Consider the following 10,699-nt stretch of genomic DNA (forward strand, 5'->3'; position numbering starts at 1 on the left):
GTTGCGCCCCTTCATCAGGCGCGGGTGCTCGGCCTCGTCCTGGGGCAGTGGCATCACCACATCGATGACGTTGCGCAGCTGGTGCTCGCTGAAGCGAGTCATGGCGAGGTGGTCGGATAGCGCGGCGAAGCGCTCGTAGCCCTGCACCATGCGCCGGAAGGCCCGGCCCGCCTCCTCGAGTCGCACCTTGGCGCTCGTAGTGTGGAGGATGTGCCACTCAGCTCCGTCCCGCTCCCCGAGTGCGACACCGATGGTGTTCTGGCACACCACGCGTGTGGCCACGTTCTTGAGCGTGATAGCGGTGGTGCCGTCGTGTCCCGTGTAGCCGAGCACGTAGCGCTTGATGATGCTCTTGTCTCCCCGGACGCGCATGGGTTCGGGCAGCTCTCCCAGGAGCCACCCACGCTCGCCGTGGCGGCCGAGCGTTCCCGCCGTGTGGAAGATGCAGCGCACGCCGCCCGCCGCCTCCACGAGCGTGCGGGCCACGTCCTCGAATTGGATGATCTGGTAGCCACGGTTCACGGTAGCGAGGTACTCGCCCGTATCGGTACGGAAGAGGGCCTTCTTGTCCGGAATGGGCTCATCCATGCCCGGGGCGAAGAGGGGCCGCTCCTCCGCATTGTAAAAGCCCGCGGCCTCCACGATGGATTCGTAGTCGGTGTTGGCCGGCAGCTGCGTGCCCAAGCCGTGCCAGGGCTCCTGGCCCACGTAGGCCATTTGGTTGATGTCATGCGGCATGGTGCTCCTTCTTGTCGATGAGTGAGGGCACGCCTCGAGCGCTCGGAACGCGAGCTGGATGGGCCCGGGTCCCGCTCGTTCGCGGTGCGCTCCTCTGAATGGGTTGGAGGACGGCGACGATCGGTGGGCCGACGCCAGCAGGGGAGTCCCTGCCATCGGCTTATACCGAGGCGTGGACTTCCATTTCGGCCGGAGCGGAACTGCGGCTCTACGCATCGTCCACGCCGGAGGCTGAGCTCTCGGTCCGATGTGAAGGGCCGAGATCGCGCTCGTTCCCGGTAAGGCCGTGCTGCGAGAGCAACTCCGCCACTACACTGGCCAGCCGAGCACCCGACAGCCGGAGCTGGACACGTCCTCGGGCACGGGAGGCCCTTGATTCTGGTAGCTTCCCCACTCCCGAGGTCGAGCGCATGACCGAACTCCCACCGTCACTGACCCGTGTCGCCACCGGAGAGGCACCGTGAAGCTCACGCCGGAGGACGTGGTGCGGCCGGACATGGTGGTAGGCGGCTACCGTATCGAGAAGAGACTGGGGGCCGGAGGCTTCGGCAAGGTGTACCTCGCGTGGCGTGACGGCAGCCCGTGTGCCCTCAAGTTCATCCACCTGGAGAGCGTCGGGGGATGGGGCTGGCGGGAGCTGTTCATCATGCTCCGCCACGAGTTCCCCAACGTGGTCAAGCTGCTGAGTCACTTCAAATGGCCGGACGAGAGACCCGAGTACCTGGTGCTCGTCATGGAGTACGTGCCGGGAGTGACGCTCTACCAGTGGGCCCGGGACAACAACCCGTGCGCCCGTGAGCTGGTGGAGAAACTGCTGCCGCTCGCGCGGGCGTTGAAGGAGGTCCACGCCCAGGAGGTGAAACACCGGGACTTGAAGGGGGACAATGTCTTGGTTCGCGATGGGAACGGAGAGCCGGTGCTGGTGGACTTTGGAGCCGGTGCCATGCCCGGCACTCCTCGCGTCACCGGAGCCTTGGCCCCGGCCAACCTCCGCTACCGCAGCCCCGAAGCCGTGGCCTTCTTCCTGCGCGAAAACCGAAAGCGAGGGGAGAGCTACGACTACGCGGTGACAGACGAGCTGTACGCCCTGGGCGTCATCCTCTACGTGCTCGCCGTCGACGTGTACCCTTTCAACGGCCCGGACGACGAGCTGATGGGGGAGATTCTCGCGGGCAACCCCAAGCCGCCGCATGTGCGCAACTCCCGCGTACCCCGGCCTTTGAGTGAGCTGTGTCTGCGCCTGCTGGCCAAGGCGAACGCCCGCGTACCGGATGACGAGGCGTTGTGCGTGGCGCTGGAGAAGCTGCTGGAGGAGGCGAAGGCGGACCCCCGCCGCTGGGAGATGCCGTTGTGCTACGGCTGGACGGTGGACGGACGCACCACCGAGGACGCGCCAGAGCTGTTGGGCTACGACAGCCAGGCGTGGCTGCGTAGGTGGATCCGGCAAAAGCCCAAGCGGGGCAGGCCGCCTGCTCCTCTCGTAGTCGCTCCCGCCCCACCTGAGCCGCCCGCTCCTCCCGTAGTCGCTCCCGCCTCACCTGAGCCACCCGCTCCTCCCACCGTGGCTCCCGCCCCACCCGAGCCGCCCACCGCGGCAACCGTCCCCACGCTTCGCACCCGAGTGAGGCGGGCCGCTCCTGTCCTGATGGCCGTGGTGGGGCTTGCGGTGGTGGGGTTGGGGCTGGCTCATCTCCTCGGCCAGCTCCAGCCGCCGCCTTCCACACCGACTCCAGGCCAGCCGGTGTTGACGCCCCCTGTACCTGCGGAATTCTCACCCGATGGCCCGACGCCATGGGCTACGCACGTCCATGAAGTGGCGCCCCCGTGGAAGCCGCCCGAAGCTGACGCAGGCGCAGCGCCTCCGAGGGCGGACACCCCTGCGCCCGTCACCACCGTGACGCTCAGCTCGGGAACAACGCGCATGAAGAAGAAGGCCCCCGGCTCACAGGCGGAGAAGGAGAAGAAGGGCAACGGCTCCACCGGGAACAACGTGTTGCTCGCCGTGGCCGCTGCCGCCAACCTGGCCTGTCCCGGCGCCCAGGTCCGCAAGGAGCCCGCGCCTCAGGTGTGCCCAGCCGGTGCCGTTGAAACCATGACTCGCCAGCTCGGCCTCCGCCTTGGAGAGAGGCACGGTGCCGGTATGCCCGGTGAAAAGCAGGGCAGTTCCGAGCCCGTTCCCGTGAAGGAGGGCCCCGTCTCACTGAAGCTCTGGGGCGACTGGGACGTGGGGACCGATGCCATGGGCCGGGGCGGGCGAACAGCACTGCCGAATGGCACCCGTCTCACCGGACAGCTCTGCATTGGGGAGAAGCGTGTCTACGCCCGCATCACCCAGGCCGTCACGCCCACTGGGGACACGTTCATCGTCTGCATGGAGCTGTACGACGAGATCGGAAGTCGTGGTCTCGAGATCGAACCTGACGGTGGCGCCATCAAGGTTCACCCCCGCGTGGAGGTGAAGACGGTGGAGCGGTTCGAGTAACGCCATCCGGGGGCTTGGCGGGCTGGAAGCCCAGGCGGCTCGCGCATGACCGGGCAGGAAGGTGTGTTAGAGCCCACGTCCCCGGTCTCTTCGTGGAGGTTCCCGCTCCGTGTTCGCCTTGTCCTCCTCCGCCCTGCTCGGGCTGGTCCTGCTCACCGCACCCGTCGAGGCCACCGAGCGGGTGCCGCTCCCCGCTTGTGAGGCGGGGACGCGCTACATCGAGCTGACGGCGGACACCCCCAGCAAGACACCGGAGGTGTGCATCCGGCCGGAGCTGTCACTCACCGTGTTCTTCGATGCGAAGCTGGCGCGTGTGGACGTGGAGGGGCGGGAGCGGTTCCGTCGGGTGAAGCTGGTGGACGACACGCTGACACTCGTGGCCTCGGAGGCGCTGAATGACGGGGAGCGCGTGCCGGTGACGGTCTACTTCGAGGACGGTGCGGCGCCAACGAGCGCCACCTTTGTGCTGGTGGTCCACCCGTCCCAGGCGGAGCGCCAGGTGGAGGTATTGCGCCACGAGCGTACCGTGGCCTCCCTCCGGCAGGGCGAGCAGCAGGCACGAGCCGAGGCCCAGCAGTGCCGGGAGGAGAAGGAGCGTCTCCAGGCCGAGTGCAGCGGCCAGGGTGGGCTCACGAGTCTCATCGCCAACGGATGGCTAGGCGAGACGGGCGTTGTTGCTCGGTGGCTCAAGGCCGTCACCTCACGCCCAGGAGACTCCCTGGCCGCGAAGAAGGTCATCAGCTACCGGGCCGTTGGACCTGATGGGCGGGGACGAGTGGCCGTGGAGATGGAGTTGGCCAACCTCGGAGCGGTGGCCTGGACACCCGCGGGGGCGGCCTTGGTGGGCTCCAAGCACGAGGAGCTGACGGGGCTAACGGTGTGGCCTCTGGAGCCCATCCCGCCGGGAAAGTCGAAACGCATCGTGGTGGAACTGGACGCGACGGAGAGCGAGGCCCGGGGGACCTTCGCGCTCAAGTTGTGGGCGGGAGAGGCCGGAGCTGAGGGCCTCGCCCTCGACGGCGTGACGTTCCCCTAGAGGCTCCCCCGCTCCAGCAGGTTGAGTCTGGGCGCTGACCTGCTTGGTTGGCCGGTGCTTTCTTTCGATGGCTTCTCATGTTACCTGAAAGGAAATCAGTTTTGAATCTGAGTGCCTGAAAGGTTCAGGAGGTATCTTCGTGAAAGAGCCATCAAGCAGCGACAGCTTCCCCATCCACCCCACAGGTCCTGACGGTCTTCTCTTCGAGGGGCCCGAGTACCGCTACACCTTCGTCGCCCCGCTGGCGGACGCACATGACCCCATGGCCATCGCGCGGCGCACCTCCTTGCTCGGGGAGAGCGTTCCGTGCCTCGTTATCCTCAAGCGAGTGCAGATGCCGCCCGAGCAGGAGCGCCGCCAGCGGGCCGTAGAGGAGGTTCGGCTTGCTACCCGGTTGCAGCACCCCGGTATCGCCCAGGTGTACGAGCTGGCGGAGCACCAGGGCGAGCCCTACGTGGTGATGGAGCACTCCCCGGGCCTCTTCCTGGCGACGGCCATGGAGACGGCGCTGCTGCTGGGCAGGACGCTCGCACCGGCCCATGCCGTCTACATCGCCGCCCAGGTGGCCGACGCGCTCCACTATGCCTGGAACAGCCAGGACGAGGAGGGCCGACCGCTGCACGTTGTCCACCGGGCGGTGAGCCCCATGAGCATCCGGCTGGAGTCCAGCGGCCGGGTGAAGCTCACCGACTTCGGGGTGGCGTACTCGCGGATGGTCGGACGGCTGGACACACCCTCCAAGGTGCTGCGCGCGGAGCTGGACTATGCCGCTCCCGAGGTGATGCGCCACCAGGAGCCCGATGGGCGGGCGGACCTCTACTCGCTGGGCATGGTGCTGCTGGAGATGCTGTCGGGCCAGTACCCGCTGGACTCACCGGACGAGAGGCTGCCGTTCCGCGAGACTCCGGAAGCAAACCGGTACAACGCCCGCGTGCGCGCCGAGCGTCCCACCTGGACGAGTGTGGGGGAGCTGGCCGAGCGCGTCCTGACCTTCGGCCCGGAGGACGTGGAGCGCGTGGCCCGGAAGGTGCCCGAGCAGCTCAAGGGCATCCTCCACAAGGCCCTGCGCGCCCACCCGGACGACCGCTACCAGACGGGCGGTGAGATGCGGGACGAGCTGCGCGCGTGGCTCAAAGGCCAGGGCAAGCCGTTCGGGCTCTCCGAGGCGGCGGCGGAGCTGCGAGCCCTCGACCGCGAGAAGCCCGCTCCCCAGGAGACGCGCGCCTTCCCCATCGAGAGAGGCGTGCTGCCCACCCCCGAGGAAGAAGCCACGGCCGAGGAGGACGCCACCGAGGAAGAGACGAAGGATCGGAGTGAGTGACCATGAAGAAGAGCGACCACCTGACGAAGAAGAAGTTGACCGTCCACCTGGGCACGGCCCTGCGAGAGGCCCGGCTCAAGGCCGAGCTGACCCAGGCGGACGTGGCCGACCGCGTGGGCGTGGCCACCGAGGTGTACGGGCGGATGGAGAGAGGCCACCTGACACCGAGCGTCCCGAACCTGCGCAAGCTGTGCATGGTGCTGCGGGTGGATGCCAGTGCAGCCCTGGGGCTCGCGACAGGCGAGGCCGTGACCTGGCCACAGGAGTCCGAACCCACCTCGGAGGAATCGCCGCAACTGCGCCGTCTGATGCGCACCCTGCGCCAGTTGGATGGCAGGCAGCTCACCGCCCTCGGCTACGTGGCGCGCACCCTCGCGCAGTCCGAGGCCCGTTAGCTCTCGTCCGCGAGGTGGGTGTCGGCCGCCTCCAGCAGCTTACGTAAGAGCGCCAACCTCTCCGGCGGCCACCCCTGCAAGACGTAGATGACGCGGCTCAACTCCGGGTGCTCGCCGGCCGCGGGCGGAGGGGCTGGAGCCATCGCCTTGGGAGCCTGGGCACTCAGGGACAGCAGCACGTCCGAGGAGATGCCCAGGGTCTCGCAGATCCGCCGCAGGGTGGGCACGCTCGGTACCATCGCGCCGCGCTCGACTCTGCCGTAGACCCCGGGCTTCAGGCGCACCTTCTTGGCCACCTCCGCCTGCGTGAGGCCCAGCCGCAGGCGAGCAGCTCGAGCAGCTTCCCCCAGAGCGTGTCGCAGCTTCTCGTCCATGGTGTCCGTCTACCGCAAAGGGTAGGAGAGTGCGATGAGCAACTCCCAGCAACAGGGGTGAGTCTCGGCACGCAGCGGTGGGCGGTGGTGGAGCCGTCGGCGACCATCCCGCTCGGCTCATTTCATGGCGCGGGGGCCTATCCTCCACGTCGCCAATACCTCCACCCACCTGATGGATTGACGTGCCTGTCGGGCCCTCCTGTAATCCTGGGGCCAGGCCCCTTAATCGGAGGTGCGCCGTGTCCACCCGTCTTGTTGGCCCGCGCATGCCTGGCGCTCGGCTGCGCCTCCTGCTGCGCGGCTGGTTCCTCATCGTCCTTCTCCTCCACGCAGGGTGCGCCACGAGTGTTCCTCGGGGCGGCCTGCTGGTGGGGTCGTCCTACCGGCCACCGACTCCCCGTTTCCTGGAGGACGCCCGGCCTCCCACGGCTGTTGCGGAGGCCGAGGAGGCGGAGGAGGGCGAGGCCGCGGACGAGCGGGTTCACCTCTCGGTGCCCACCCGATTCGGTGCAGTGCGGGTGAGCGACTTCGAGCTCAACGAAGCTCTCACCACCCTGGTGCTGAACATGCCGCTGCGGGTGGCCGGCTCCCGCTTCCCGCTCTACCTCCACCGGAAGCTGGCGCTGGCCTCCGTCCCGCTCACGGGCGAGGAGTGGCGCACGCCCCTGGCCAAGTCCTACGGGAGCTTCTGCGAGCGGAATGGCACGCCGGGGGACTGCCTCGGGTTGTTCAAGGACGGGCCGGGCCTGAGCGGCGAGGACAAGCGCGACCTCGCCCTGGCGCTCTCGGTGAATGCGGCGCTGGAGGCCCGCGACGCGGAGCTGCGCGGCATGTTCTCCACGACGCAGCTGTGGACGACGCTGAGCCTCACCATCATTGGATATCTCGCCTTGGTCGCGGCGCCCGAGCCGGTTTCTAAGGGCGTCGCCGCGGCACTGGCCGTGCTCATGTGGGGCTACCTGGGCTGGGAACTCTTCGACCTGGTGCGCGCCTACTTCAAGCTCTGGGAGGAGGCGGCGGGGGCTAGCACGTTCGCGGAGCTGCGCGAGGCGGGGGACCGCTTCGGCAAGGTCATTGGGCCCAACAGCGTGCGGATTCTCCTCCTGCTGGGCACGGCGGCGGTGGGGGAGACGGCGGCGCTGGTGTCCAAGGCCCCGAAGCTACCGGGCTTCGCGAAAGCCGCCGGTGCGCTCGAGTCCCATGCCGGCATCCGAGACGTGCTCACGGCCGTGCAGGAAGCGGACAAGGTGAAGGTCGCCGTGGCCGAGGGCACGTTCAGTGTCGTTCTGCCCGCCAATGCCGTGAGCATGGCGGCGCGGGGCCCTCCGGCAAGCGCGGACCCGCCGAAGAAGAAGCCGGAGGTGCACCACATCGCCACTGTCGAGAACAGCAAGTCCACTGCGCGAGGCGGGCCTTGGACGCCGCTATTCAAGAAACTCTTTGACAAGGCGGGCATGTCGATGGAGGACCCGGCCAATACGGTCCCACTCCTTGGGCACAAGGGGCCTCATCCCGAGGAGTACCATCAACTCGTTCATAAGCACCTGAAAGCTGCGACGGACAACTGCTCCAACCAGCAGGAGTGCGCGCTTGCACTGAGGCAAGCACTCCGGCAGCTGGCCGAGGAGATCATCACGGAGGGAAGCAGGCTCAACGAGCTGCTGACCAGAGGGGCGTCACCCTAGGAGTCCTCATGGCGGGACTGTACTTCGATCTGTTCGACGACGTTTACATCCCGGGTCGCTGGCACCTGGATGATCCCGTGAATCAGCAGGGGCAAGAGATTCGTACCTGGCAGTTCGTACGGGGTGAACCCGCTCACGTCGATGGGCGGATCCGGATTCCCATCTACGTCCCGGGCAGGCCACTCGACTTCTCCTTGTTGGCGGGTGCGACCATCCCCGTGGTTCATGCCAGGGTGGCGGCCGTTTTCGCCGAGCTGGCGCCTGGTGATGTGCAGCTGATTCCGGTGGATGTGGACGGACAGAGCGAACCGTACGTCCTGCTCAACATCACGCGTGTCGTGAAGTGCATCGACGACGAGGCATCCGACGAGGTGCGCCACTGGGAGCCGGGGGATGACAGGCCCGACAAGACAGGCCAGTACAGGTCCGTGATTGGCATGCGCATCGACCCCTCGAAAGTGGGCGATGCCCGAGTGTTCCGTACCTGGGGATGGAGCCCGGCCATCATCATCTCCGAGGAGGTAAAGCAGGCCCTGGAGCGCATGGGCGCAACGGGGGTGAAGTTCAAGGAGGTCACCGGCCCCAGCACCATCAGCGCGGACGAGCGCGCGAGGAACCGGAAGATCCGCGAGCTGCTGGAGACGGCGGCCACCGCGCGTGAATCGGCCTGGCGCACCCTGGGGTCGCTGGACAAGGAGGTCTTCATGCCCATCGCCATGAGCGGCTCGTGGCCGGGCCACCGACAGCTCTGGAGCGTCATCCGTCGCGAGGCAGGGCGTACGCTGCTCGTCACCCACGGGCTCTCGGACCCCTTCATCGAGCGACTGGAGCCCTCCGTGGGCTTCGGTCTGGAGCTCGCCCTGGAAGTGGACGCGACCGTGAAGGACATCTCGAAGGGGTGGCCCCTGCTGCTGCTGAACCGCGTGGCGGATGAAGTCGCCGAGCACGAGCACGTGCGCGAGAGCGTGAAGGCGGGCCTCTTCTCCATGGAGGTGTCCGGAAAGGGCATCCCCAAGTCCCTCGTCACCGAGGAGGGCAGGGTGGCCGTGCTGCTGGGCGTGGAGTCACGCACGCTGCCGAGTCACTTCTCCACCCCGTATGGTGAGGTGAAGCTCGTCACCGTCAAGGCGTTGCTGCCCTCGGAGCTGGCGTACCTGCTGGAGCATGGCGCGGAAGGCCAGGCTGAGCTGGCGCGGCGCTTCGTGGAGAACGGCGAGGAGCACCTGTCGCGTCTCAGAAGGAAACCCGTGGCGTAGCGCGGAGTGGCGGTGCTCCGGGCTGGTGATGCTGCGCGCCGCTCGAGGCCAAAAAATGCCGGGGGCTCGTGGGCCACGACCGGCATGCAGCTGCGAGAGGGCGGGGGAGAGCGTCAGGGCGCACGCGTCTCGGGTGCGGTGCTCCCGTTACCCCTCCGCCTGCCGTTCTGGGAGGGCTTCTTGCCGGTCTCCTCCTGCTTGCTCGGAGTCGTAGCGGCGGTGCGCTGGCGCCCGGGCACAGCGAAGACCTCGCCCTTGTCCTTGCCGTGGAGAAATTGCTCCACCGCATCCTGGCGGCGCGCCAAGTCCGCCACGGCCTCGCGCAGCTCCTCGCCGAGCGCCCGCGTCTCGCTCCGCTGGGCGTCGAGCTGGCCCTCGAGCTCGGCCATGGAGGTGATGACCTCCGACTGCGCCTCGTTGATGAGCACCCTGAAATCGCCCATCGTTTTGGTGTTCATCGCGGTCAGCTTGTCCAGCAGCTCGGCGTGCTTCTTATCGAGCTCGCTAGGAGCCAGCTGGCCGTGAAGGTTTTTGAGCGACTCGGCCGTCTTGAGCACGCCCGCTGCGTCCTGGAGGTGCTCCTGCTTCCGCTCTTTGGCGTCGGGCTCTTCGTCCGAGAGCCAGCGGCTGATCCGCCCGCGGTTGACGTAGCCCACGAGGCCCAGGGTGGTGGCCGCCGCGGCGGCGATCTTGCCGAGGTTGTTAGCGATGATGGGGAAGAAGACCATGAGGGACTCCGGATGTGGCCGGGAGGAATTCCCGGGCTCAGGAGCTGATACCCACCGGTGCCCTCGGATTTCGGAAGATGAAGAGGCGAGAGCGACTGGCGTCCGCTGCTTCTTCCGACCCAGCTGGCGAGCGGAACGGGTTCAGCAGCATTCCCAGCAAGGTCTGCTCCTTCGGGGTGTCGCACTCGAGGGGCCCGAAGCAACGCGGCTCTCCATGTCGGAACGGTCAGACCGGAAGCACGATGGCGCCCTCGGAGCTCAGGAGCGGAAGGGACGTCCCGCAGGCGCGCAGCGCTCCTGCCCGCGACCACGGGCCGCGCATCATGCTCGCGAAAGCATCCAGACAGTCGCCAACCCTGCGTCCCCGAGTGCGCTTCCACGCTCCCGGAGCGCCTTGGGCTACTTGTCCGAGCCGGGCGCGGAACGCGGCGAAGGTCATCGGGTGGAGCGGGGCCGCGGCGATGTTCACCAGCGGCCTCGCTGCGAATCGGCGGACGAGTGCGGTGGTCGCAGTGGCCATCGTCACCCGGTACGTCTCGCTCGGGAAGGACTCGAAGGTTGTCACGCCCGAGGCACTCGCTCCACTCACCTTCATGTCCGCGCCGATCTTGAGGCTCGCCGCTCGGGCGAGCGCGGCTGCGCTGCTGGCGCCCGTGAAGTAGCCGTAGATGGCGAAGCCCACGA

General features: G+C 67.7%; 10 protein-coding genes. 6 read left to right on the forward strand and 4 right to left on the reverse strand.

What is annotated here, in order from left to right; genetic code table 11:
* Positions 1 to 738 (reverse strand): DUF932 domain-containing protein (locus ACJ8AT_RS20360; protein ID WP_407739443.1); only part of this gene is annotated, 738 nt, incomplete at its 3' end.
* Between the two features lie 460 nt (positions 739 to 1,198).
* Between ACJ8AT_RS20360 and ACJ8AT_RS20365 the strand changes: the two genes are divergently transcribed.
* From ACJ8AT_RS20365 to ACJ8AT_RS20380, 4 genes are all read left to right on the forward strand, one after another.
* Positions 1,199 to 3,220 carry a protein kinase domain-containing protein gene (locus tag ACJ8AT_RS20365; protein WP_407739444.1) on the forward strand — a complete coding sequence of 674 codons (2,022 nt, stop codon included), beginning with the start codon at positions 1,199 to 1,201 and terminating at the stop codon, positions 3,218 to 3,220.
* Positions 3,221 to 3,329: 109 nt separating this feature from the next.
* Positions 3,330 to 4,256 carry a DUF2381 family protein gene (locus ACJ8AT_RS20370; protein ID WP_407739445.1) on the forward strand — a complete coding sequence of 309 codons (927 nt, stop codon included), beginning with the start codon at positions 3,330 to 3,332 and terminating at the stop codon, positions 4,254 to 4,256.
* A gap of 139 nt (positions 4,257 to 4,395) precedes the next feature.
* Entirely contained in the window at positions 4,396 to 5,577 is a 1,182-nt protein-coding gene (locus ACJ8AT_RS20375) for a serine/threonine-protein kinase (protein WP_407739446.1), read from the forward strand.
* Positions 5,578 to 5,579: 2 nt separating this feature from the next.
* The gene (locus tag ACJ8AT_RS20380) at positions 5,580 to 5,972 is read left to right on the forward strand and encodes a helix-turn-helix transcriptional regulator (protein WP_407739447.1); all 393 of its coding nucleotides are present in this window, start codon (positions 5,580 to 5,582) and stop codon (positions 5,970 to 5,972) included.
* Here the strand turns inward: ACJ8AT_RS20380 and ACJ8AT_RS20385 are convergent.
* Positions 5,969 to 6,346 (reverse strand): helix-turn-helix domain-containing protein, encoded by a 378-nt coding sequence (locus ACJ8AT_RS20385; protein ID WP_407739448.1) that lies wholly within the window; start codon positions 6,344 to 6,346, stop codon positions 5,969 to 5,971. The genes ACJ8AT_RS20380 and ACJ8AT_RS20385 overlap by 4 nt on opposite strands.
* A 239-nt stretch (positions 6,347 to 6,585) precedes the next feature.
* Between ACJ8AT_RS20385 and ACJ8AT_RS20390 the strand changes: the two genes are divergently transcribed.
* Both ACJ8AT_RS20390 and ACJ8AT_RS20395 read left to right on the forward strand, forming a co-directional pair.
* On the forward strand, positions 6,586 to 8,031 hold the full coding sequence (locus ACJ8AT_RS20390) for an AHH domain-containing protein (protein ID WP_407739449.1): 1,446 nt from the start codon (positions 6,586 to 6,588) through the stop codon (positions 8,029 to 8,031).
* An 8-nt stretch (positions 8,032 to 8,039) separates the two neighbouring features.
* On the forward strand, positions 8,040 to 9,287 hold the full coding sequence (locus ACJ8AT_RS20395) for an imm11 family protein (RefSeq protein ID WP_407739450.1): 1,248 nt from the start codon (positions 8,040 to 8,042) through the stop codon (positions 9,285 to 9,287).
* Positions 9,288 to 9,400: 113 nt separating this feature from the next.
* Here ACJ8AT_RS20395 and ACJ8AT_RS20400 read toward each other — a convergent pair whose 3' ends face one another.
* On the reverse strand, positions 9,401 to 10,015 hold the full coding sequence (locus ACJ8AT_RS20400) for a hypothetical protein (protein WP_407739451.1): 615 nt from the start codon (positions 10,013 to 10,015) through the stop codon (positions 9,401 to 9,403).
* Between the two features lie 226 nt (positions 10,016 to 10,241).
* On the reverse strand, positions 10,242 to 10,699 hold a 458-nt coding region (locus ACJ8AT_RS20405; RefSeq protein WP_407739452.1), incomplete at its 5' end, for a hypothetical protein.

It is taken from the genome of Hyalangium sp. (assembly GCF_045802625.1).
Lineage (GTDB): Bacteria > Myxococcota > Myxococcia > Myxococcales > Myxococcaceae > Hyalangium.

Excerpts from the sequence above, each read along its gene's own strand:
- ACJ8AT_RS20380 (WP_407739447.1), top strand. The coding sequence starts at position 5,580 with ATGAAGAAGAGCGACCACCTGACGAAGAAGAAGTTGACCGTCCACCTG.
- ACJ8AT_RS20385 (WP_407739448.1), bottom strand. The coding sequence starts at position 6,346 with ATGGACGAGAAGCTGCGACACGCTCTGGGGGAAGCTGCTCGAGCTGCT.
- ACJ8AT_RS20395 (WP_407739450.1), top strand. The coding sequence starts at position 8,040 with ATGGCGGGACTGTACTTCGATCTGTTCGACGACGTTTACATCCCGGGT.
- ACJ8AT_RS20400 (WP_407739451.1), bottom strand. The coding sequence starts at position 10,015 with ATGGTCTTCTTCCCCATCATCGCTAACAACCTCGGCAAGATCGCCGCC.